Annotated in this window: 19 protein-coding genes and 1 pseudogene; 16 read left to right on the top strand and 4 right to left on the bottom strand. The window is 61.3% G+C overall.

The window, feature by feature from the left end; all coding sequences use genetic code 11:
• The 4 genes from NKJ78_RS18200 to NKJ78_RS18185 all read left to right on the top strand — a co-directional run bounded on the left by NKJ78_RS18200 (position 1) and on the right by NKJ78_RS18185 (position 4,785).
• Positions 1 to 768: a CBS domain-containing protein gene (locus NKJ78_RS18200; RefSeq protein ID WP_352562571.1), complete on the top strand. Its 768-nt coding sequence runs from the start codon at positions 1 to 3 to the stop codon at positions 766 to 768.
• Positions 769 to 868: 100 nt separating this feature from the next.
• Positions 869 to 985, top strand: a complete 117-nt coding sequence (gene ccoS, locus NKJ78_RS18195; protein WP_373420163.1) for a cbb3-type cytochrome oxidase assembly protein CcoS — start codon at positions 869 to 871, stop codon at positions 983 to 985.
• 414 nt (positions 986 to 1,399) lie between these two features.
• Positions 1,400 to 2,581 carry a 5-demethoxyubiquinol-8 5-hydroxylase UbiM gene (gene ubiM, locus NKJ78_RS18190; RefSeq protein ID WP_023822533.1) on the top strand — a complete coding sequence of 394 codons (1,182 nt, stop codon included), beginning with the start codon at positions 1,400 to 1,402 and terminating at the stop codon, positions 2,579 to 2,581.
• 293 nt (positions 2,582 to 2,874) lie between these two features.
• Positions 2,875 to 4,785, top strand: coding sequence for a putative bifunctional diguanylate cyclase/phosphodiesterase (locus NKJ78_RS18185; RefSeq protein ID WP_352521966.1), 1,911 nt, complete (start codon positions 2,875 to 2,877; stop codon positions 4,783 to 4,785).
• A 94-nt stretch (positions 4,786 to 4,879) separates the two neighbouring features.
• Here the strand turns inward: NKJ78_RS18185 and NKJ78_RS18180 are convergent, their stop codons facing one another.
• Entirely contained in the window at positions 4,880 to 5,161 is a 282-nt protein-coding gene (locus tag NKJ78_RS18180; RefSeq protein WP_352562600.1) for a DNA -binding domain-containing protein, read from the bottom strand.
• A 104-nt stretch (positions 5,162 to 5,265) separates the two neighbouring features.
• Between NKJ78_RS18180 and NKJ78_RS18175 the strand changes: the two genes are divergently transcribed.
• The 10 genes and pseudogenes from NKJ78_RS18175 to NKJ78_RS18125 all read left to right on the top strand — a co-directional run.
• Positions 5,266 to 5,499 (top strand): helix-turn-helix domain-containing protein, encoded by a 234-nt coding sequence (locus NKJ78_RS18175; protein WP_023694857.1) that lies wholly within the window; start codon positions 5,266 to 5,268, stop codon positions 5,497 to 5,499.
• 372 nt (positions 5,500 to 5,871) lie between these two features.
• Positions 5,872 to 6,834: an ArdC family protein gene (locus NKJ78_RS18170; RefSeq protein WP_023694856.1), complete on the top strand. Its 963-nt coding sequence runs from the start codon at positions 5,872 to 5,874 to the stop codon at positions 6,832 to 6,834.
• A 248-nt stretch (positions 6,835 to 7,082) separates the two neighbouring features.
• Complete coding sequence (locus NKJ78_RS18165; RefSeq protein WP_352562570.1) at positions 7,083 to 7,502, top strand: DUF2958 domain-containing protein; 420 nt, start codon at positions 7,083 to 7,085, stop codon at positions 7,500 to 7,502.
• Positions 7,503 to 7,581: 79 nt separating this feature from the next.
• The gene (locus tag NKJ78_RS18160; protein ID WP_352562569.1) at positions 7,582 to 9,303 is read left to right on the top strand and encodes a ParB/RepB/Spo0J family partition protein; all 1,722 of its coding nucleotides are present in this window, start codon (positions 7,582 to 7,584) and stop codon (positions 9,301 to 9,303) included.
• Positions 9,304 to 9,849: 546 nt separating this feature from the next.
• On the top strand, positions 9,850 to 10,173 hold the full coding sequence (locus NKJ78_RS18155) for a DUF736 domain-containing protein (protein ID WP_023747246.1): 324 nt from the start codon (positions 9,850 to 9,852) through the stop codon (positions 10,171 to 10,173).
• Between the two features lie 166 nt (positions 10,174 to 10,339).
• On the top strand, positions 10,340 to 10,609 hold the full coding sequence (locus tag NKJ78_RS18150; RefSeq protein ID WP_023672373.1) for a helix-turn-helix transcriptional regulator: 270 nt from the start codon (positions 10,340 to 10,342) through the stop codon (positions 10,607 to 10,609).
• Positions 10,606 to 11,154: a S26 family signal peptidase gene (locus NKJ78_RS18145; protein WP_023806668.1), complete on the top strand. Its 549-nt coding sequence runs from the start codon at positions 10,606 to 10,608 to the stop codon at positions 11,152 to 11,154. The genes NKJ78_RS18150 and NKJ78_RS18145 overlap by 4 nt, the downstream gene beginning before the upstream one ends.
• Complete coding sequence (locus NKJ78_RS18140) at positions 11,142 to 11,828, top strand: lytic transglycosylase domain-containing protein (RefSeq protein ID WP_023806669.1); 687 nt, start codon at positions 11,142 to 11,144, stop codon at positions 11,826 to 11,828. The genes NKJ78_RS18145 and NKJ78_RS18140 overlap by 13 nt, the downstream gene beginning before the upstream one ends.
• A 186-nt stretch (positions 11,829 to 12,014) precedes the next feature.
• Entirely contained in the window at positions 12,015 to 13,982 is a 1,968-nt protein-coding gene (gene rlxS / locus NKJ78_RS18135) for a relaxase/mobilization nuclease RlxS (protein WP_352562568.1), read from the top strand.
• A gap of 1,289 nt (positions 13,983 to 15,271) precedes the next feature.
• A pseudogene (locus NKJ78_RS18125) lies at positions 15,272 to 15,664 on the top strand (nodulation factor fucose acetyltransferase NolL); the annotation flags it as partial.
• A gap of 407 nt (positions 15,665 to 16,071) precedes the next feature.
• Here NKJ78_RS18125 and NKJ78_RS18120 read toward each other — a convergent pair.
• Entirely contained in the window at positions 16,072 to 17,718 is a 1,647-nt protein-coding gene (locus tag NKJ78_RS18120; RefSeq protein WP_023704122.1) for an MFS transporter, read from the bottom strand.
• A gap of 547 nt (positions 17,719 to 18,265) precedes the next feature.
• Entirely contained in the window at positions 18,266 to 19,411 is a 1,146-nt protein-coding gene (locus tag NKJ78_RS18115) for a trans-sulfuration enzyme family protein (RefSeq protein WP_352519763.1), read from the bottom strand.
• 88 nt (positions 19,412 to 19,499) lie between these two features.
• Between NKJ78_RS18115 and NKJ78_RS18110 the strand changes: the two genes are divergently transcribed.
• The gene (locus NKJ78_RS18110; RefSeq protein ID WP_352562567.1) at positions 19,500 to 20,144 is read left to right on the top strand and encodes a helix-turn-helix domain-containing protein; all 645 of its coding nucleotides are present in this window, start codon (positions 19,500 to 19,502) and stop codon (positions 20,142 to 20,144) included.
• A gap of 49 nt (positions 20,145 to 20,193) precedes the next feature.
• Positions 20,194 to 20,832 (top strand): FMN-binding negative transcriptional regulator, encoded by a 639-nt coding sequence (locus NKJ78_RS18105; RefSeq protein WP_023672382.1) that lies wholly within the window; start codon positions 20,194 to 20,196, stop codon positions 20,830 to 20,832.
• Between the two features lie 644 nt (positions 20,833 to 21,476).
• Here NKJ78_RS18105 and NKJ78_RS18100 read toward each other — a convergent pair.
• Positions 21,477 to 23,540: a carbamoyltransferase family protein gene (locus tag NKJ78_RS18100; RefSeq protein ID WP_023708043.1), complete on the bottom strand. Its 2,064-nt coding sequence runs from the start codon at positions 23,538 to 23,540 to the stop codon at positions 21,477 to 21,479.
• Positions 23,541 to 23,645 lie beyond the last annotated feature (105 nt).

Here is a 23,645-nt window from a genome sequence, read left to right as displayed (position 1 = left end):
ATGCAAGCCGAATCCATAATGACAAAGCCAGTCATCACGACGGATGCGAACGCGACGATCGAGCAAGCGGTCGAGCTCATGCTTTCAAACAAGGTCAGCTGCCTGCCGGTAGCAGACAGCGACGGCACCCTGATTGGCATTGTAAGCAAAAGCGACTTCTTGCGCCGAGAGGAACTTGGGACCCAGCGTGTGCGTCCGCGCTGGCTGGAGTTTGATCTTGGCCCGGGCACAGTCGCCGAAGACTATGCGCGCTCGAACGGACGGATCATCCATCAGGTGATGACCACACCCGTCATCTCGGCGCCTCCTGGCGCCTCGATTGCAGATATTGTCGACTTGATGATGCAACATCGCATCAACAATGTTCCGATTGTCGATCGGGAAAGGGTCGTCGGCATCATCACGCGAACCGATTTGCTGCTTGTCCTGATCCGCGCCATGCCGAAACAGGGCACCACGCCACCCGATGACGACCTGATCCGCAACGCGATACTTGCCGAACTGCAGTCACAAACCTGGAGCGGTGGTGACTTGATCGATGTGAGGGTCAGCGACGGCCTTGTCGAACTGAAGGGGGCGATTGTCGACGAGCGTCAGCGGAAGGCAGCGATCGTTGCGGCTGAGAAGGTTGCCGGCGTCGGGCAAGTCAAGGACGGCCTCCTCCTCAGTACGGACCCGTTCGGTGACGGTTTCGAAGCTGCGAAAAAAGCGGGGACGCCAAGCAGAGTCCCTTTGGTTCTGCTCCCTTCCCACATCGTTTGGACATGAGGCCGTCGGCGAGTTGCTTCGGCGATAGCGCCCGTCATGGTTGGCGAGCACGCTGTCGGCAGCGAAGACGCCCGTCCTGAGGGAATGCGATGGCCGCTCCCTGTTTTGGTGGGGCTTGGACCGGGGCTTCCTGTGGATCTTGAAGAGCGGCCAATACGAAGATCTCGACGGCTCCGCCCAGCGGATCCTTATCGATCGGGAAGAGCCGCGAGGCTGAACGGGTTGGCGGCGTCAACGACTGTGCGGATGCTGGTCGTCATCGACCGAATCTTTAGCTGGCGATCGCCCGCGTTGTGACGATATCGGCGCGCGTGCGAAGAACGGATCAGCCACAATACGTTGCCGAACCTTTGGCCAGGAGGGGCACGCGATTGGGAAGCCGACCATTCAGAATGACTGGACATCCAACGTTTTCGCGGCAATCGACCACTCGACCGTGAACCCGCCGTTGCCGGGTTATCGAGCCTGGTTGATCCAGATCAGCGTTATCTCTTCGTCGGCGTGGTTTCATTGACCAGGCTTCCAACGGAGAACGCATGTCTATCGACGCTGGGGAGATGTGCAAACCGTGGGTGATTGCGATGCTTCAAGAGCGCTTCGTATCGCAGATAGACGCTATGGCGGCACGCTGATGGCCGGCTCTGTCGACACATTCGACATCATTGTCGTCGGAGCTGGGCCGGTCGGACTTGCCTTCGCAGCATCGCTCGCCCGGAGCCGACTCAAGGTGGCAGTGGTTGAACGGCAATCGCTCGACAGCCTGGCGAATCCGGCTTTCGACGGTCGCGAGATCGCGCTGACCCACGCATCAGTGAGAATCCTTCGCGAGCTCGGCGCCTGGGATGCCATCCCCGCATCGGACAAATCACCGCTTCATGGCGCGCGCGTGCTCAACGGATCGAGCCCTTTCGCCCTGTGCTTCGATACTCCCAGCGGATCTGGGGAACCACTCGGATTTCTGGTCCCAAATTGTCGGATCCGCGATGCCCTGTTCAAAATTGTCTACTTCCAGGATCATACCCGGCTGCTGTGCGGCAACTCGGTCGTCAATGCAACAACCAGCGACGACGAGGCGGTCATAGCGCTTTCTGATGGCAGGCAATTGGCCGCTCGGCTGCTCGTCGCAGCGGATTCGCGTTTGTCCGCGATGCGCGACCTGCTCGGCATTGGCGCCAACATCCATCCGCTTGGCCACTCCATGCTGATTTGCCGAGTGAGGCACGAGCGCTTCCATCACCAGATCGCGGTCGAATGGTTCGACCACCATCAGACCATAGCGATGTTGCCGCTCATGGAAGGCGTGTCGTCGCTGCTTCTGACTTTGAGCTCAATCGAGGCCGATAGACTGTCTGTACTCGATGACGAATTGTTCCTCATGGAATTGATGAACCGGTGTCGAGGACTCCTCGGGCAGATGACCCTGGCAAGCACCCGCCATGCCTATCCGCTGGTCACGACCTGGGCGCACAAGTTCTCGGCACCGAGTGCGGCACTGATAGGAGACGCTGCCATCGGCATGCACCCGGTGACCGCGCATGGCTTCAACATAGGCCTAAGCGGCCAGAATCAACTCGCTCATAAAATACTGACAGCATGTCGCGCCCGCCGCGACATTGCCGATCCCGACATGCTCGGCAGATACGAAAACCGGCTGCGGCTGTCGGCGGCGCCGCTCTATCATGCCACCAACATGCTTGTCGGTCTTTACTCAAGCGAGCACCCGGCGGCACGGCTTGCAAGACATGCTGGGCTCCGCTTTGCCCAACATCTTCCCTTTGTCCGCCATGGCATTTCGGCCATGCTCAGGCGGTGAATCGCACAGAGCGCTACCGCTCTGGAGCGCTGTCTCGGCACGGCTTCTTTGTCTTGCTGGCTCGCGGCGTCGCGGGCAAGGCTGCTTCCTGGTGACGTTGCCGATCATGGCATGATTCGGATCAAGGCACGCGCGCGGGCGAAACCTTGATGATTCGGCAATGCTAAGCCAAAGGTGTGACCCGAAGCATGGTGAGCGCACTGGGTACCCTCGCTGGGTAGTTAACCCGTCCTTCAGTGGGCTTGCATAGGTTTGGTCCTCGCGAACAATGACGGAAGCAAACTGGTCCATTCATGGCACCCCTAAAGAAAGAAGAATCGCTGGAGGCCAAAATCCGTCAGGATCAGCTTGCTGACCTGAGGGCCGGGCTCTTCGTGTCGATGCCGATAAGCGCGATCCTGTCAGGCCTGATTTGCGGGGTGCAGGCCCTTTCTGGCGGCGGCTTTGCCGCTGCAAGCTGGTTCCTGGTCGTCAATGCGCTAAATGCCGCCCGGCTTGCACTCGCGCGTTTTCAGCTAAAGGAAACGGGGCGCCATCAGGATTTGCTTGGCGTTTTGCCGCGCCTTCGCATGTTTGGCGTCCTTGCCCTTCTGGCAGGGTTTGCCTGGTCCTTCCCGGCCGTGCTGACTGTTGGATACACAACACCACAAGCACCGATGCATCTGGTCATACTGGCGGGCATTTCAGCTGGTGCGGTTACATATGGCAGTTCGTATGCCGCTGCGGCGACCAGCTTCATCACACCTCCACTCCTCATCACGGTGGCGTGCCTTTTGGCGAAAGGCAATTTTGAACGCTACATTCTGGCTTTTGCCGTTCTGCTCTTCATGGGCGGCTTGGTCCGCGCTTCGTTTGTTGGGCAGGCGCGCTTCCGCGAAGCAAGCCGCCTGAGACATGAGGCAGAGCGACTTGCGTCGGAAATGGAGCGCAACTCCAGGGAGGACCATTTGACCGCCCTTCTCAACAGGCGGGGCCTTGAACACGCCATCGGTCGGTTCAAGACCGCGGATGGCCCCTTCGTGGCAATGCTGATTGATCTGGACGGCTTTAAATCTGTCAACGACACCTACGGTCACAGGACCGGTGATGAACTGCTTGTCATGATCGCCCGCCGCATAGAGCAGGAAGCACCGGAAGGCTCAACGCTCGCTCGTATCGGCGGCGATGAATTCGTGCTGGTTTTTCCCTCAACGAGAGCTTCGCTTTCTGCCAGTGATCTCGCCTCCAATATCATAGCCAAAATTGCTCGCCCCTATATCGGGGTCGCGTCCGTGCGCGTCGGGGCATCGATAGGGATATACTTGGCGCAGACGTCGAGCCTGACTGAAATGCTGTTGCGGGCCGATATCGCCCTTTATACGGCCAAGCGCCATGGCAGGAACGAATTTTGCCTGTTCGATGCCGAACTCGACCGGGAACTCCAACGCCGCCAGTCCATCGAACGGGACCTTCATTCGGCGATAAAGACGGGAAGATTGCAACCTTGGTTCCAGCCGATCGTGAAACTCGACACCGAGGCCGTGGTCGGTTTTGAAGCCTTGCTGAGATGGTCCCATCCGACACATGGTGCCATCTCTCCACCCGAAATCATCACAGCCGCACGCGAAACCGGAATGCTTCAGCTGCTGACGCAAACCGTATTCGCCGACTGTTGTGCTTTTATCGACGGCTTGGTGAAAGCTGACCGTCGTAACATTCGTGTGGCGATGAATGTTTCCCCGCGCGAACTGGAAGCCGGCGATATCGACGACATGGTTCTGGATGGTCTGGCGGCAAGAGGCCTGCCTGCAACGATGTTCGAAATCGAGATTACCGAAGAATCGCCGGTGGACCCGGACAGAGTGGATGAAAAGCTCGGACGGCTTTCACATGCCGGTATTTCCATCGCGCTCGACGACTTCGGCACCGGCTTTTCTACCTTGGCATCTCTCAAGGACCGTCGGATACGCAAGGTGAAAATAGACCAGGGCTTCATTCGCGGCTTGGCCAAGTCCCGAGAGGACCGACTGCTTGTCAAATCGGTCATCGAACTCGGTGACATGCTCGGGATCGAGGTCATGGCCGAGGGCGTCGAAACAGAGGCGGATCGGCAAACCCTGCACAAGCTTGGCTGCCGAACCGCTCAAGGCTTCCTCTTCTCCAAGGCTGTGCCTTTGATGCAAGCACTGGAAATGGCAGTCAAACAGCACGCGAACCAGTTGTGACCGCTCCCGCAGCGCCGGCTGTCGCGGCCGTGCGCCGCCGAATTTGGCTACAGAGACTTGCCTGCTCGAAACACGTGGCAGTGGGCGCTGTGCATCAGCCGGCGAACAGTTCCTTGTAGCCGGTCGTCACCATCCAGTTCGCACGGTCGATATGGCTGCGAAGAGCTTTGCGGGCGCGGACCGGGTCAATGGACGGGTCTATGCCGAGAATGCGCTCGGCCATCTCCTTTTCGCCGGCATTGTCGGCGCAGGCATCCAGGATCCGCAGGTAGATCTTGAAATGCTCCCTGTCGTAGCTCGTGAGGTTCTCCGACCAGGGGACTTCATCGCTCAAAGTTGAGCTTCGCGTCTCATCTGTTCCCATTGGTCCATTCATGCCTGCGGATCTCGCCTGTGAGCGCACGCAGTATATCCCAAACTGGGATAATCCGAAACCGGGATTAGTCGCTGATCCGGTCTTTACCCGACCGGTTCGCCTCCATGCCTAAATCCCTTCGATCGCCCCGCCACCAGCGGTTCCTGGCCCGGCTGGTTTTGCTGCGCAAGACCAAAGGCCTGACCCAGAAGCAGCTGGCTGACAAGCTTGGTCGTCCCCAATCCTTCGTGGCCAAGTACGAGGGCGCAGAGCGGCGTCTCGACGTCATCGAGTTTCTCGACATAACTGCGGCCCTTGACGCTGATCCGTGCGAGATTCTGTCCAGCCTCCGGTCCTAGCGGGCGCCCGCGCGCCTGACGACGCGCATCAGGTGCTCGTGAACCGAGCCCGCTTTTCTTCGGCAAGCTCAGGCGGTCTCGGCCATTCGGCTTCGCCCCTTGGCGTGGGCAGCCCTTCGGGCTGAGACGGCCGCCGCCCTTGCGGGCGGCGCGGTTTGTCGGTTGGCCTTTCCCGGTGGGCGCGGGGTGGGCGGCACTCCCTTCTAGGCCCGCCGCGGCAGCCCGCAACCCTTCGCGTGCCGCTCAGGGTCCTCCTCTTCGTTCCGGTCCGTCGGATGCGGTCCGCCTACCACGGCGGGCCTTTCCGGTCGCGACTCGCCGCCCACCCCGCTTCCGGGGAAAGCGCGGCGATTGGTGAGCGGAGGATAACACATGCGTGCAAACAGCAAGCGTACCACCAGCACAGAGGCTGGCGCAGGCAAGGGCCGGCGCCCGGGCGCCAGCCTTTATCAGGAGATCACCGACGGCATCATTGCCGAACTGGAGCGCGGTACCGTGCCATGGGTCAAGCCATGGGGCAGCGCAAAAGCAGGCTTTGGCCTGCCGAGGAATGCGTCCACGGGGCGCACCTATTCCGGCATCAATATCCTCATCCTGTGGGGCGCCGTCATCGAGCGCAGCTATCCCAGCCAGAACTGGCTGACCTTCCGGCAGGCGCTTGCCCTTGGCGGCAACGTCAGGAAGGGCGAGCGCGGCACGACCATCGTGCATGCCGACCGCTTTGTCCCCAAGGACGAGAAGGAGCGCGCACGCCACGAGGGCGATGAACCACTGGCGGTCCTTTTTTTGAAGCGCTTCACGGTCTTCAATGTCGCGCAGTGCGAAAATCTTCCGGAAGAGCTCCATGCCGCCGCCGAGCCGCTGCCTCAGTGCGAGATCGTGCCGCAGGCCGAGACGCTCATTCGCGCCAGCGGTGCGGATTTCAGGGTCGGCGGCGATCGCGCTTTCTACATGCCGGGCAGCGACCACATTCAGGTGCCGCCGCAGCCGGCGTTCCATCAGCAGATCGACTATTACCGGACCTGCTTTCACGAGCTTGGCCACTGGACCGGCCACCCGACGCGGCTTGCTCGCGACCTCTCCGGCTCGTTCGGCTCCAAGGCCTACGCGCGTGAAGAATTGGTCGCCGAAATCGCTGCCGCCTTCGTCTGCGGCAATCTCGGTATCGAGCCGATCGTGCGTCACGCCGATTACATCGGCTCATGGCTGAAGGTGCTGCGCGAGGACAACCGCGCCATCTTCCGTGCCGCCAGCCTCGCCTCGAAGGCCGCCGATTTCCTGCTTGGCCTTCAGGCCGATGCCGAAGGCGAGGCGCAAGAAGGGATTGCGGCATGACGATGCGCGATCCTCAACTGGCCGCGACCGAGCCGACGCCGCAAAGGAGCAGATGCTCATTCCCGGCGTCCAGCCCATCACCACGCGGGCAAACCCTCCTGATGGACGCGCCGATGTGTCCGCGCGCGGCGCAAAGCTGCTCGAAGTCGGCCTCTTAATGGTGAGGCGGATCAGAGGAAGGTCCAGGGAGCCTTTCTCCCGCCGGACGCAAGAAATCAACGCGACACGTTCTGACAAGGAGTCTTTCCATGATCCTGATCACCAATCCACTGCGCGCACGACTGCTCGCCCATGGCGCCGCCGGCGCCGACATCGACCATTTTCCCGTTGTGAAACTGTTTAATCCGACAGGTGCCGCGACCTGGCTTCTGAGCGAACTCGACGCCGATGGCGACACGCTGTTCGGTCTTTGCGATCTCGGCTTCGGCTTCCCCGAACTTGGCAGCGTCAGTCTGGCCGAGCTTGCATCCGTAAAAGGTCCGCTTGGCCTCGGCATAGAGCGCTACCTGCATTTCCAAGCGCGCTTTCCGCTCTCCGTCTATGCCGAAGCCGCCCGCATTTGCGGCCACGTCAGCGAGGCCGAGCGACTGCTGCGGCAAGCAGCAGACGCCCTATCAAAGCCCCATTCCGAGCTTCCGCCCGACACGGCGGAACAGCAGCGCCGATAGGCGCAAAAACCGTCCCGCCGCGCCGGCCTTCGGCCTCTGCGGCGGGGACAACCTTAACCAAGGCAAAAGGAGAGTAACCATGCAGCTTGCCCACATTCCCTTGGATCAGCTCAACATTTCCGCGCTCAACATGCGCCGTGGAAAACGCGCGCCCGACATATCCGACATCCTGCCCTCCGTGCGTGCGCGCGGCGTGCTGGTGCCACTCCTTGTGCGGCCGAACGGCCAGCCGGAAACCTTCGAGATCGTCGCCGGCAGGCGGCGCTATTTCGCCGCGAAATCGCTTGCCGACGAGCGCGGCGAAGGCGATCCCTTGCCCTGCGCCATCATGGAGGACGGTGACGACGCCGATGCGCTGGAAGCTTCGCTGATCGAAAACCTCGCCCGCCTCGATCCTGACGAAGTATCGCAATGGGAGACGTTTTCGCGGCTTGTCAGGCAAGGCCGCACCGTTCCCGACATCGCTGTGACCTTCGGCATCACTGATCTCAAGGTCAAACGCATTCTGGCGCTTGGCGACCTCTTGCCCAATATCCGCGAAGCCTATCGGCGCGAGGAGATCGATACCGAGACGGTGCGCCATCTCACCATGGCTTCCAAGGCGCAGCAGAAGGACTGGCTGGCACTCTGTGCCGATCCCGATCAACACGCGCCGCGTGGCTATCAATTGAAGCAATGGCTGTTCGGCGGCCAGTCGATTTCCACCAAGGTGGCGCTGTTTGCCATCGAGGAGTATCCCGGCCTGATCACCTCGGACCTGTTCGGCGAGGACAGCTATTTCGCCGATGCCGACCTGTTCTGGCAAAAGCAGAACGAAGCGATTGCCACCAAACGCGACACCTATCTAAACGAGGGCTGGAGCGAGGTTGTGCTGCTGGAACCGGGCCAGTATTTCCACGCATGGGACCACGAGAAGACCCCGAAGAAGAAGGGCGGCAAGATCGTCATCACTGTCTCGCATCGCGGCGAGGTCGAGTGTCACGAGGGCTGGCTGTCACGCAAGGAAGCCCGCCGCGCCCGCGAGGGCGGCGAGCAAGAAGAAACAGCCGCCAAGCTGCCGCGCCCCGAAGTCACCGGCCCGATGCAGAACTATATCGATCTGCATCGCCATGCCGCCGTGCGCGCGGCCATGCTCGACCATCCCGCCGTGGCGCTGCGCCTCGTGGTGGCGCACGCCATCACCGGTTCGGGCCTGTGGCAGGTGCGGCCCGAGCCGCAGCGCGCAGCCAACGAGACGGTGACTGCCAGCCTTGCCGGCTGCAAGGCTGAAGCCGCATTCGGCAAAAAGCGGCGCGAGGTATTGGCCCTGCTCGGATCACCGGATGAGGATAGCTTGGTCGCCGGCGGCAATGGCGACGCCGTTGCTATCGCCGGCGTGTTCGCGCGCCTCTTGGCGCTCTGCGACGACGATGTCATGCGCGTTCTCACCCTTGTCATGGCCGAGACGCTTGCAGCCGGCAGCGCCGTCATCGAGGCGCTCGGCAACCACCTGAACGTCGACATGGGCATATGGTGGCAACCGGACGATGCCTTCTTCGACCTCTTGCGCGACAAGGAAATCGCCAATTCGATGCTGGCCGACGTCGGCGGCAAGCTGGTCGCGGACGGCAATGTCGCCGAGAAGGTCAAGACGCAAAAGAACATCATCCGCGACTTCCTGGCGGGCGAGAATGGCCGCCCCAGGGTCGAGACCTGGCTGCCGCGCTGGATGAAATTCCCGGCCCAAAGCTACACCAGCCGCGGCGGCTTCCGCACCGCCGATCAGTGGACACAGGTGCAGCCGCTGTTCGTGCGCGAATAGTCGATCAGGGCCCGAGCGGCGGTTCTCTCGATTACCGCCGCTCAGGTCGCGCGCGCCGCTACGGGCCACGCCGGCTGCCGATTGGGCGTCTTGTCGAGCCAGTGCCGCGCGCGAGAAATTCCGACGCCAGTTCGCCCCATTTCGGCAGCCCCGCACCGCGCCGGGTTGCTTGCTGAGGCGCCAAAGGCGCATGGGGCCAATTGTCCGATCCGGTTGCCGACAGAGCCCGCGCAGCCGGCGCCCTGCATTGCCGCCGGCTTCTTGTGTCACCGATCGCGCCACCTGTCTCCATTGTGTCTCAGGGACCATTCCCCTGCGGCTGGCTGTCGACCTATGGGCGGATCCGGCCCGCCCGAAACCCTCGCCGGCAGCTTTTTTCCCCGCCGCCTGCGGCGGCTTCCTCGCGCCGCTTCGCTTCAAAAAAGCTGCCCGCGCGGGTCCTCCGCTATCGCTGCGGCCGTCCCGGTTCCGGCGGTCCGGACGCGCCCATCACGGTCCGCCATCGCAGGGGAATGGTCCCCTGCGAGCACCAAGAGGAGACTGGAAATGACCGCGATCGGATACGTCACCAAACAGGAAAACGGCGGCTACAAGGGCCAGCTCAAGACGCTCAGCGTCCGCGCCGACATCGATATCGTGCCCAATCAGGCAAAGAGCGCCGACACCCATCCCGACTTCCGGGTGCTGACGCAAGGGATCGAAGTGGGTGCGGGCTGGATCCGCACCGGCGAGACCTCCGGCAAGGACTATGTGAGCCTGTCGATTGCCGCCCCCGAGTTTGGCCCCCGCAAGCTCTACGCCAATCTCGGCCGCGCCGCCGGCCAGGATGACGACGACACTTACGCCATCATCTGGAACCCGGTCGACTGACCGGCCGATCCGGAAAGCCCCGCGCCGCCACCGGCGCGGGGCCTCTCTCAGGACCCGTGAGGGGAAGGGGGCGGCGAAAACTCGCCCCCCACTCTTCGCCCGTCCCCAAAACGATCTCGCTCGCCGATCCTCGCCTTCGCTTGTCCGTAGCGAAACGAGGATCATCATGGACGACGAAAACGAACGCGCAGCCCGCGCCAAGAAGGGCAGTCCGTTTCTCAATACCGCGCAGGCGGCCTTCTATATCGGGCTGTCCCAGCGCACGCTGGAGAAGATGCGCCTCAAAGGCGGCGGCCCGCAATTCCGCAAGCACGGCCGCTATGTCCGCTATCACATCGACGAACTCGACGATTGGTCGAAGGGGCACGCGCAGGAGACCGGGCCCGAGGACGGCGGGCACGATTCCGGCTCGGCCGGCGAGGGAGGCCGCTCATGAGCCGGCGTCCCACCATCCATCTGATCGGCAGCCATCTGCGGCGCATTCGGGCGCGCAAGACGATCGCCGTGGCCACGATGGGCCTTGCCCTGATCGGCTTCGCCGCCTTCGGCAAACCATCGCCCTGGCTGGTCTGGAACGCCTCGGCGAGTGCGCCGGTCGGCCTCTATCGCGTCGCGTCCGGATCGCCGGCTCTTGGTGATCTCGTACTCGTCCGCCCGCCAAAACCGGTCGTCGATCTGGCCGCCGAACGCTTCTATCTGCCCAGCAACGTGCCGCTGGTCAAGCACCTTGCCGCGCTGCCTGGCGAGCATGTCTGCGCCTTCGGCGACGCCATCATCATCGGCGGCGAGATTGTCGCGCGCCGGCTTGCAACCGACACGCAGCACCGTCCGCTGCCTTGGTGGAATGCCTGCCGAAAGCTCGCCGATGCCGAGGTTTTCCTACTCGGCAGCGATAAAAATCGCTCGTTCGACAGCCGCTATTTCGGGCCGGTGCCGACCAAAAATATCATCGGGAGGCTCGTGCCGCTATGGACCGAGTGACCCTCCTGATGCTGGGCATGGTGTCTCTCGCACCATGCGCCTGTTCCGCCGCGACCAACACGAAGCCGGTCGTCATCTCCCATAGTCCGCAGCTTGCAAGATGGCAGCCCTTCGTAGCCGAAGCAAGCCGGCGTTTCAGCATTCCACAGACCTGGATTTATGCCGTCATGCATGCCGAAAGCCGGGGGCAGACGACGCTCAATGGGCGGCCGGTCACGTCGAGCGCCGGCGCCATTGGCCTCATGCAGGTGATGCCAGGCACCTACGAGGAGTTGCGCGCAGAGCTTGGCCTGGGAGCCGCCCCGCACGACCCTCGCGACAACATTCTGGCAGGCACTGCCTATCTGCGCGCCATGTATGACCGCTTCGGATTTCCAGGCCTGTTTGCAGCCTATAACGCCGGGCCGGAGCGCTACGAACAGCATTTGCAGCGTGGGCGGCCACTGCCCAGCGAGACGGTTTCGTATCTGGAAGAGGTCAAGGCGGCGGGCATTTCGGCCGCCGATATGGACGCGCTCACCGACAAATCCCCTTCCAAAACCGCGCCGGGAATCCCGTCCGGGCAGTCGCTGTTTTTCCTCCGAAACGGTGTTTCCGTGACCGGCCCGAATGGCCAAATCCTGGTGCCGCTCGGATCGGAGCGAGCAAGGTCAGGCCGGCCGGATCGCAGGTGAGGGCAGCGGCTACCGTGGTTCGGGCGGGGGGCAGGGAGGCAGGTCCGCGGAAGGCAAGATAAAGGCATCGCCTCCTGAGGCGGCGAAGTGTTTGTCTGCACATCGTTTTCCCGGGAGGTTGCCTGCGGGTCCAGGAGGGTCTGGCGCGCAAGCCTCTGATTTTGCTGCTGGTTCATCGGAGGCCGCATGCAGGATGACGAATTCACGCCGAGGCTCGGCAAAATTGGCTCGCGCGGCTCGAAGGCGGGCAAACGCTACGCTGGCCAGGTCCAGGCCGCGGTCAACCGAGCAGGCGGCAGGAGCGGACGCGGCAGCCGCTTCATCGGAAGCCGGGTGGGGCGCGGCGGGGCTGCTGCCGCCGTTCTTAGAGCACGCGACCGCCACGCGGCGTTTCGGCAGCGGCGCGCAGTCGTCAAGGCACGCATCGTCAAGCTGGCCGGCAAGGGAGTCGACGGAGCTCGTGCGCACCTCCGCTACCTCCAGCGCGACGGCGTCACCCGGGAAGGCGAGCGTGGCGAGCTCTACGCTGCCGACAAAGACCACGCGGACGGCAGGGCCTTTCTCGATCGCGCGAACGGTGACCGTCATCAGTTCCGCTTCATCGTCGCCCCTGAAGACGGTATCGAGTATGATGACCTGAAGCTGCTCACCCGGCGCCTCATGGCGCAAATGGAAGAAGACCTCGGCACCAGGCTAGACTGGGTGGCCGTCGACCATTTCAACACCGGCCATCCTCACACCCACATCATCGTGCGCGGCAGGGACGATCACGGCGAAAACCTCGTCATCGCGCGGGACTACATCTCCTCTGGCCTGCGCGAGCGCGCAGCCGAACTGGTTAGCCTCGACCTTGGCCCGCGCACCGACCGCGAGATCGAGCAGCGCTTGCGCCAGGAGATGGAGCAGGAACGCTTCACCAGCATCGACCGGCAGCTGATGCGCATGCGCGACGAGGGGCATGTCTCACCAGCCAGCCGAGACACCTTTCGCCAGACGCTGCACCAGGGCCGCCTGCGCAAGCTCGAGCGGATGGGCCTCGCCGAGGAGATGCCTTCGGGTCGCTGGCGCCTGGAGGATGATCTCGAAGCCACGCTACGCCGCATCGGCGAGCGCGGCGACATTGTCAAGACCATCCATCGCGAGCTGACCGGCAAGGGGCTCGTCCGCAGTGCCGCCGACTATCTTATCCACGATCGATCCGACGGGTCGGCCCAAACCGTGGTCGGACGTGTCGTCGGGCGCGGGCTGGCCGACGAAATCACTGACCGCCATTACCTCGTCGTCGACGGCGTGGACGGCAAAAGCCACTATTTTGATATCGGCAAAGGCGGGGCCACCCAACCGACACAAGAAGGCTGCATAGTGCGGATCAGGCCGAGGGACACCGGGCCAAGAAAAGTCGACCGCACAATTGCCGGCATCGCCACGGTCAACGACGGGCGCTACAGCATCGATATCCATCTCAAGCATGACCCCTCGGCCACCGAACGCTTTGCCGAAACGCACGTACGGCGACTGGAGGCGATCCGCCGTGCGACCGGTGGCGTCGAGCGCGAGCCGGACGGCACATGGACAGTCGCGCCCGACCATCTCAACCGCGTCGCGGATTACGAGCGTCAACGAGCGAGGGCCCAGCCTGTTGTCGTCGACAAGCTCTCATCAATGCCGCTGGAGAGCCAAGTAGGCTTTGACGGCGCCACCTGGATCGACCAGGAGCTGGTATCAGCCCACCCTGAGTCCTTGCGCGACTCTGGCTTCGGTCGAGAAGTACGTCAGGTCCAGGCCCGCCGACAGCAGTGGCTGATCGCGCAAGGTCTTGCCCATGATGCGCAGGATCGGGTCATCTATCGCGCCAACATGCTTTCAATGCTGCGCCAACGAGAGCTGAACCGTGTTGCCAGTCAGCTCTCGGACGAACTCGGGCTCTCGTATTCTGAAGCGCAGCATGGCAATCGAATAGACGGTACGCTGCGCCGCTGCGTCGAGCTCGCCGGCGGAAAATACGCTGTCATCGAGAAATCGCGCGAGTTCACGCTGGTGCCCTGGCGGCCGGTGCTTGAGCATCATATCGGCAAGGAGGTGTCTGGCGTGGTGCGCGCCGAGGGGATTTCCTGGACGATCGGACGGCAGAGGAGCGGGCCTGGCGTTTCGTGAACTGGCTACAATTTATTTGTTCACGTTGAAACAGGTACTCAGCCCAGACGGAGTTCCTCCGCCTGCTGCTTGCTCGCAGCATTCATTTGGCGGAGAGTCAGTGTTCTGCATTTTGTAGTTCGCTCTGTCAAAAAGCGCTGGGAATATGCATCATGTTCTGCGTTGACAAGGAAGCCGGGCCGACAGGTGCCGCCCTGTGGTTGCGGATCGGCTCCCGATGGCTGCCAGCTAGAAAGGTGGGCTGACTCGTGATAGCGCAAGGGGCTATGGCGGCCGCGGTACGGCGAAGCGAGCTCTGGCATCGAGGATGAAGCCGCACTTCCCGATCTTATTCTACTCGCAGGACCGGCAGACGCGGCGGTCGCCCCTGCGGGTGCTGTTGGCCCTGGCGTGAACTGGCAGTCCGTCCCGCGGGGACTTTGTAACGGAGAAAAGTCGCTGCGATGGCCCGGGTGACGATGCGGTCAGCGACCATGCCAGACGAGATCGGCAGCTTTCTGCCGCGGCACGGCGCCGGAGCCATCAGGCCGCCGCGACATCGGGTCTGGCGCACCTTCGGATGTTGGCTGGCCGCGGTTTACTTCGAGCAGCGCCGGGTGGGTCATGCGGTGCCGCTACTGGGCACCGAGGCAGCTTTGGGCATGAGACCCGTTCAATCGCGCCGGCCACGTCGGTCATCGCGACATCTGGAGTCGAGGCCAGGTCAGACCGGGAAAAAAACCTGCTCGTCGCGCGGGAGCCCCGGGTTGCGCCGTCGATCCTTCCGCCCAACTCAGCGCCGCGCGACCAGCAATAGCCCCTTGCCCCGAAACTGACGCCAAGCCGACGGACCCGCTCTGCGCATACCGATGCCGTCCGCGCCGTCGTCGGCGGAAATCAGCGAGCCGTGGACCTCACACAATCTGAGCCGCTGGTGACGATGTGCATCGCCTACTTCCATCCGCACTCCTATCGACGAACTCGCCCGCTGCCCGCGGTGATGCGAACCCGTGGATGAATATTTCGCCGAAGCCGCAGTGGGGGCTCAGCCTCGACGATTTTTTTGCCTTGCCCCGGCGGGCGGCGCAACCGAGCATCGAGACAAAAAACGGGAAAGGGAGGGCACCAGCCCGTTAGAGCCGTGGCCATGATGATGTGGGGACGATCTCCTGGAAGAAATGTGGAGATCGACGCTCTCCTGACGCGCTCATCGAAGATTTTAGGCCGCGCCGACGTGGCTGCTTGAGCGATAACACTCACTCCGGAGGCCCCAGTGCGGCTCCTTGGCCAAGCTGCTCGGCACGCCGTGAGTGTGCTTTCTTGTTTGGGGAAGGGACTTACGTCTACAACAATCTCGTTTCGATCTACGATGGAGAGTCGGCGAGACAAGTGTTGCTGATGTTCATTGGCTCCGTAGCAACTTCTGCAGTCACAATGCAGCTTATGTTCCTATGCTGGAGAGTTGGCCATTCAACTCGCGTAGCTCGCTTTGTTGCGGTGGAGCTTGGTCAGAGCACACTGCTGCTTTACCTGCTTCAGGGCGCCGTGTTTCGCTTCATGGATCTAATAGGGTTCGGAGAGCTTTGGGATCTCCCGAGCAGAATCGGGTTCGCCACTTTGCTTGGTGCCGCGATCGTTGTCTCCGCTTGACAATTCGCAGGATTGCGCGTGACCACGGATGGTTGTCGCGCGGCTACGCTTAATATGTGACGACGCTTGCGCCTTGTAGGCAATTGTTGCGGCCGCCCACGGCCGACATGAACGTGCTTGGCCGCACGTTTTCTAAGTGAGGCGGAAAGAGGCGCGCGACCCCTCTCCCCAGCAACCCGCCTTGCGGATTCCTCCTCTGCCCGCTTCGCAGACGGGGATACCCTCCGCCCCCTTGCTATTCGTTGCCCGCCGCTATGCAAAGGACGGGCGACCTGAATCCGTGCTCAAGCCGATCTGGCGGCAGAGGGGGGGCGGGCTGAACATGGGACCCGTGATTGACATAATTGCCGCGCGAATTCTCATGCTCGCCTAACCGGCCGGAACGATTTGCATCCGGGCAGGCTCGACAAATCAAGGAGTAGCTCGTTCCGTGTCCAAGCCCAGACAAGTCTTGGTTATCTCACGGGCGCGATACAAAAGGCACAGGCTGGACTTGGCTGCCGGGGGCGGGGCTTGTCGACCGCTCGATTGAAAGTGAGATGCGAGGCGGAGAATCACCCATGTGCAGAGCGGCAAGGCGCTCGCCTACCTCCCTGTCATTCACCGTCAGCCGATGGTTTAGACGAAGATAGTCCGTCCATGTCGGCGTGCGGAATGTCTCGGTCCAAAGCGTCGACTTCTGAAGGTCGCGCTGGAGGGTCCAGTCCCGCGCACCGGCGCGGCTCTGAACGCGCCGCCTTTCGCGCATGCAGCTCAGAAATTCATCGATACTCTCCTCGGGTATCGAGTACTCCACCTTGATCACGATCGGACCGCTCCTGGGTTTCAAAGGGAGGGCCAGTTCTGGTGGCCTGAAGTCGACGGCCGCTTGATCCGATTCCTCCCATAGCCGCACTGGCAATAGCTTTCCCACAGCCGCGACCAGCAACAGTGCCGCTGCAGCACCTTCCAAAGCCCACGTCAGCGAATAGTACTGCGCGACAGCACCCCAGATCCAGCTGCCCGCTGCCATGCCGCCGTAGGTCAGGGCGTAATAGATGGACAGGGTCCGACCAACGACCCACCTGGGGCTTGCCAACTGCACACACACGTCGGTTCCGGTCCAGGTGACAACCCAGCCAGCGCCACCGATTGCAAGCGCGATCGCCGCCACAGCCACCGACGATGTGAGGGCCATCAAAAGGCAACACGTTGCGCAAGCAACGGATGCGAGCGTGATCAATCGGTTCTGGGACGTAATGCGTCTCAAGTAGCTGCTGCCAATGCCGGCTATGAAGGCGCCTGTGCCGAAGCCAGCCAATAGCACCCCGTAAACAATTGGCCCTCCCGCCAGCTGGTCGCGAACCAGGAGGGGGAGCAGAGCAAGGATCGAGATGCTTGACAGCCCGAATAGGGTTGCACGCACAATCGCCACTCTGATCTCTGAGGATATTGCCGTGAATCGCATGCCATCATGAATGGCCGTAGTCATCCGCTCGCGCGGAAGAGGCGAAAAGCGAACTTGCCACTTTGAGCGCAGAACAGCGCTCAACGGGACCAAGTCACTCAGCGCAGCGAGGGCGAAAGCCGTAAGGGGGCCTAGCAAAGCTAAGATTACACCGCCCAGCGCCGGTCCTATGCTCCGAACCACGTTGTAGCCCACCGACATCAGCGTCACTGCGGCGGGTATGTCGCGCTTTTCCAGGATATCGCCTACCGACGCGTGCCATGCTGGATCGTTCAAGGCAAAGCCGCATCCGGCCAAGAAACTCAGTCCCAGGATCAGCCATGGACTAACAAAGCCCAGTCCCACAGCGAGTGCCAGCGCCGTGGATGCCAGTGCGATAAGGCAGTGTCCGGCAAGCATCACGCCGCGGCGGCTGAAGCTGTCTGCAATGGCTCCAGCAAGGATCGACAAGAAGAACGCGGGCAGTGTCGATGCAGCCTGTACGAGCGCAACCATTAGATCGGAGGCTGAAATCGTCGCCATGAGCCAGCTTATAGCCACGCTCTGCACCAGCCAGCCAAGGCTGGATATCTGCGTGGCTGTCCAGATAGAACGAAAGACCGGGTTGTGAAGAGGGATCAGTGTGTTTGCCGCAAAGCGCGGAGGATCTTGACGCCGCATCACTTCTCTCCTCCACTGGGTGTCGTTCGTCCGCTCATTTGCTTACAGCGGTGCGCTCTGTGCACAGACTGCGTCACAACGAAGTTCCGAAATCGCGCTCGCAACAAGGACAATGTGACATCCATGGTGCTGATGCGCCTTGAGGTACCAACCTGGCCGTTAGCTGATGGGTCCCGCAGCCCGCTGGGTGCGGTCAGTTCTGCCCTGCGACTCTTGGCTTTGGACGGTGCTAGCGCCCCGATGGCCGGCTTGTCAAACTGCCGTAGTGCCAGCACATCCATCCCATCTGTTGACCGCGATCTCCGACGAGGTCGAGCAGCAGTAGGTCAACGGCAAATCTGGGTATTTCCGCTATCCGGTCGAGCGCGTGGCCCTCGTCCGGAAACCCGAAGACGTTCATCACCAGGCGACCACCACGCCCGAGACAATGCGACACGGCGGTAGCGGTTCACCAGAGGACGTGCGTTCTACTCAGCAGGAACATTGTTCTGCCGATCGTCGGCTGCGCCAGCCGTCACGTAAAGCGGCGCCAGAGTTCTTGCACCCGTCATTGGACTCCCGCTTTGCAGGTTTCGCCTAGGGCCTGCATCAGGTCATCTATAATGTCCTGAGGATGTTCAAGCCCTACAGAAATTCGCAGCAATCCGCCTGGCGCTTTGGACTTCGCACCTTCAACGGATGCGCGATGCTCTATCAGAGAATGCGTCCCGCCAAGGCTTGTCGCCCGGACAACAATCTTCAGGCGGCCGGCCACGGCCATTGCAGCATCGGCTCCGCCCTCGACGATAAAGGATAGCATCGCTCCGTAATGGCTCATTTGCCGCGTAGCAAGATCGTGTCCCGGATCAGTTTGCAAACCAGGAAAGAGCACTTTTTCGACGCGCGGATGAGACGCCAGGGCCTCGGCCACTTTCTGGGCGCCTTCGCAATGGGCGCGCATGCGGACCGGCAATGTCTGCAGGCCCCGCAACGCCAGCCAACAGTCGAAGGGCGCTGCGACGCTGCCCTTGTGTTTCTGGACCATCCGCAATGGGCGACCGAGGGGTGACGCGTTTGGGACAATGACGACACCGGCCATCAAATCCGAGTGGCCGCCAATGTACTTTGTCGCCGAGTGCATCACCGCGTCTGCCCCGATTTCGAGTGGCAGTTGAAGCACTGGGGTGGCCCACGTATTGTCCACCACCGCCAAGGCGTCTGCCTCGTGCGCGATTGCGCAGATGGCCGCAATGTCGACAACGCGGATCATCGGGTTTGACGGCGTCTCGACCCAGACGAGGCCAGTCCGCTTCGATGTCACCGCGGCGCGCAAAGCGTCCAAATCGCGCATGTCGACGGGGGCAAAGTCGAAGCGAGACCCAATGTCGGTCTCTTCGATCAGCGAACGAATGCCGAAATACATGTCATCCGGCAGAACGATCCGACCCGCCGACGGATGGCTCTCGAAAACTGCAGCGATTGCGGCCATGCCCGACGCGAACGCGATGCCGTCTTCCCCTCCCTCAAGCGTCGCCATGGCCGCCTCGAACGCATTGCGTGTCGGATTTCCATCCCTTGTGTATTCGAAGCCGGACGGAAATGACCCGTTGGCGCCTCGTTCGAACGTCGTGCTGGTGTGCAGCGGCATGGATACGGCCCCCGTGGACGCGTCGACACCTCGGCCGCAGTGGATCGCCTTCGTCTCAAAACGCATCGGTTATTCCTTCCTAACGGGCAGTTGCAATTTCGTGCCGGTCATTATACTGACCGCAATACGTGAGCCGAGGACCCAAGTCAATATAATGACCAATGTTACGGAAGCGTTTGATGCCGAGCAAGCGCTTGGGCAAGCGATAGCAGCCCGGATCCGAGACTTGAGGCGTGACCAAAGCCTGACCCTGGATCGCCTGGCTAAACTAAGTGGCCTATCGAAGGGAACCGTGGTCGCGCTGGAGCAGGGTAGGGCGAACCCCAGTATCGGCATACTGTGTCGGCTGGCGGCGGCGTTTTCGCTCTCGGTGGCCGATTTGTTGAACGAGCACCCTTCCACGGTGTGCCTTCCCATCGAGCGGACAGAGACCAGGAGGCTTTGGACGAGCGCCAAGGGAAGCTCTGCGCAACTGCATTCGTCGACCTCGGGACGCACGATGTTCGAACTGTGGAGCTGGGTCATGATGCCGGGCGATGTGTTTTCCGCGGACGCTCATAGTCCGGATACGCGCGAGCTGATCTCGGTCAGTCAGGGTGCCCTGAGCGTTGTGGTAGGTACCCACGTGGAAATTTTAAGCGAAGGCGAGAGTGCGCGGCTTGTCACTGACCAACCTCACTCATATGCGGCGGCATCTGATGTGCCCGCCCACTTCACGATGGCGGTGCTTGAGCGTGGTGGACACCGAAATCCGGGGCACTCGTCGACGGCAGCGAAGATTCAGGGGCACGTTCCGTAAGGCCCCGCCGATTACTAACAACCGCACATTCGCGACAGGAGATAAACCGTTGTACGTTCCGCCTCATTTTGCCGTCCCTGATCAGAACGCCCTGTTTGACCTTATCGAGAGACACCCGCTGGGTATCCTCGTCACCCAAAGCAAAGGCACGCTGGACGCGAACCACCTCCCTTTCGAGCTTGACCGCTCGAAGGGAGACAAGGGCGTTCTCAATTGCCATGTCGCTCGCAAGAACCCAGTCTGGGAGGAAGTCGCCAATGGCGATGAGGTTCTCGTAATCTTCCGTGAGGCCGACGCTTACATCTCGCCGAACTGGTATCCGAGCAAGCATGAATTCCACAAGCAGGTGCCGACCTGGAACTATCTCGTCGTCCATGCCCACGGACGCATCACTGTCCGGGATGATGAGCGGTATGTGCGCCGCAACGTGGCGAAGCTCACTCACATGCAAGAAGCCTCGCAGCCGGTCCCATGGAAGATGGGCGACGCGCCGAAGGACTTCATCGACACGATGGTCAGGGCAATCGTCGCCTTGGAGATCGAGATCACCGGCCTGGTTGGAAAATCAAAACTCAGCCAGAACAAAGAGTTGCGCGACATTCAGAACCCTGGCGAAATGCTGCGTGCCCAAGGGGCCATTGCGATGGGAGAAGCGATGCTCGCGGCTGCGGCGGTCAAATCCCAATAGCATGTGTCTTGTCCCGACAAAGCCGCTGGTGCCGGCTTCCCGACGGGTCACCTAGTCCGCCTTGACGCACGGCAATAGCGTTTGACGGCCTGAAGCGACGCTGTGGTCACCCTTGTGATGCTTTTCCACGCGCCTGGTCAGGCGACAGGATTGCTCCGTCGTGAGGACAGGCGGGAGTTTGCAGGTTGCGGTGGGCGGGTTCGTTTCCGGCGCCTGCGCCCCGTCGTATGTCGCGAGTTGAGGAATGCGATCGAGGGCGATGTGCAGGATGCGCTGCGGGAACGTCGTCGGCTGGCACAGACGGACTTCCGATTTCACCTCGACCACCCGCGCAGCGGTTTTGAATGAGGCGCAAACGCACGCGTGTCGAATTGGGCGATTTCCCTTGGGCGCCGAGCTCGACCATGCGCGATGATGCGCTCGACGCAGCTCCAGCTGGCGGCGCCTTCAACGAACTCCTTGAACCTGCAGACCTTGCCCGAAAGCACTTGCTCTTACGGGAGATGATTGGCTTTGTCGCCGAAGCGACTGATGGAGATGTTGGTGGGCGCCGCCGCGTAGGCGACGACCCCGTAATCACAGCGGGAGCTCGCAGGCGGGGTCGACAAACACCCTTGATTGGCCGAGCTTGAGGTGCATCTCTATCAGGCTGATTGCTTATTGGGCTGGTCCAGCGTTTGATCGGACCCATGATCCATCCGACCAGCTTGTGAGGGATGCAACCGAACCAGGCGCTGCTCCCACAGTCTTCGCAGGCCCTCCATTAGAGCTGCATGCCTGGCCTGATCCGGCTCAATCATATTGAGGTGATCTCGCAACACGGCTTCGCCCTCGATCCGCATCAGTAGATTAAACAAGTCGTTTGAAATTCGCACACTGTCAATGCTGGAGTGGTTCGGAATAATCTCGCAGACAGTCTCCTGATGATCTCGCGCTGTGTAAGCACGGGTTTGATGGAGGGAGACTGAGGGAGGCAATGAAATCGCAAGCGCAGTCCAATCCTGCAGCGTTGCAGCCCGTTTTTTTACCAGGAAGGGCCCGACCACAAGTCCATCCAGCTCTGTCGTCAAAAATGTGGCAATCGCGTCTGCAACCGTATCCACGATCGGTTCAGCATTGTTGTTAAAGGACGTATTGAGCAGAATTGGAGTGCCTGTCCGCTTCTTGAAGGCATTGATGACCTCCCAGTAAGCTGGGTTGGCATCGCGCGATACTGTTTGCAGCCGAGCCGTACCGTCGACGTGCGTAATGGCACCCAACAAGGCGCGCTTTGAGTCACGCACGCGAACGACGAAATTCATGAATGGAAATTCGTGCTTACCGTCCGGGAGGTCGAAAAATTCGCTCGCATCCTCTTCCAGCACAGATGGTGCGAAAGGCCTATAGCCTTCGCGCTTCTTGACCATGGCATTGATCCGGTCCTTGTTTGCAGCGGGCCGAGGGTCGGCAAGAATGCTGCGGTTGCCCAGCGCACGAGGCCCAAACTCCGAACGACCCTGCACCCAGCCGATCACGGCGCCGTTGGTGATCCAGTGGGCTGCACTGCTCGCTACGTCATAAGAGCGTTCAACCTCGAGATGTCCGGACCATGCATTCAGTTCCTGTTCCACGGCGCGGTCGCTCCCGAGATCAGGACCCCAATAGACCTCCTGCAGTCGCTCACGCGGCGCGGGGCGGCCCATCTCGTTAGAGACTATCAGCGCAGCTCCCAATGCGCAGCCAGCGTCGTGAGACGCGGGTTGCACGAAGATGTCTTCGAAAAGCCCTGAATACAGCAGCTTGCCGTTCATCGTGCAGTTGTGGGCTACCCCTCCCGCCAGACACAACCGCTTCATGCCGGTGGCCTCACGGTGGTGCCGGAGAATGTGGAACACGATCCGCTCAAGCGCTTCCTGCAGTGACGCACTCACATCTCGATGCTGCTGGGTGAAAGGCATTCCCTTTCGCCTGATCTCGATGTTGCGGAGCAACGCCGGACCGATGCGGTCGAGGTGAACACGGTAGCCACCGTTGGCGGAGAGCTCGTACAACTGCTCGAAGAGCTCGCGATAGGGAGCGGGGTCGCCATAGGGCGCGAGTCCCATTACCTTATACTCGTCGAACATGCCGTAGCCGAGACAGCGGATCGTCTCGAGATAAAACAGCCCAAGAGAATTGTCCTCCGGGAAAGCCTCGATTTGCGTAATTTCTGTGCCAGACCCTACCGCCACAAGGCCCGACAGGAAATCACCACAGCCATCAATCGCTAGAATGAGACTTTGTTCGAAGCCCGACATTGCAAAGGCGCTCACGGCGTGCGCCTGATGATGACCTACGAATGAAATACGCGAACTGTCCAACTTAGTGCCGAACTCACGCGCTAACAGGTTCTGCACCAACATTTTAGCATCCAACGGAGTGGAGAGAATGTCCGGTTGGGAAGCGGACATACCTTCAAGCATGGCGTTGGCATAGGGCTCGCTGGCGTAGACCGCGACACGATCAATGTCGCTGAGCTGAACCCCGGCCGTCGAGAGACAGTATTGAATCGAACCACTTGGCAGCTTGTTCGAGTGCTTGATTCGATTGAGGCGTTCCTCTTCTACGGCGGCTATCACCTTTCCGTCTCGGACGAGCACCGCGGCGCCATCGTGCATAAAGGCGTTCGGACGCTCGAATCGGTTTTCATGGACTTGGTCAAGTCCGCCGCTGATTCCTAGGCACAGCATTTCTTTCTCCAAATAGTAACGGGAAGCCAAATTGGCTTACCTCGACTGTTTCCAACTAAATAGGCGTGTTGTCGCCTGCAGCTGCGACCGCCCGTCAGGCATCAG

Origin of the sequence: Mesorhizobium sp. M0037 (assembly GCF_040323635.1) — a bacterium.
Taxonomy (GTDB): Bacteria; Pseudomonadota; Alphaproteobacteria; order Rhizobiales; family Rhizobiaceae; genus Mesorhizobium.
This window is presented reverse-complemented; position numbering and strand designations above follow the sequence as displayed.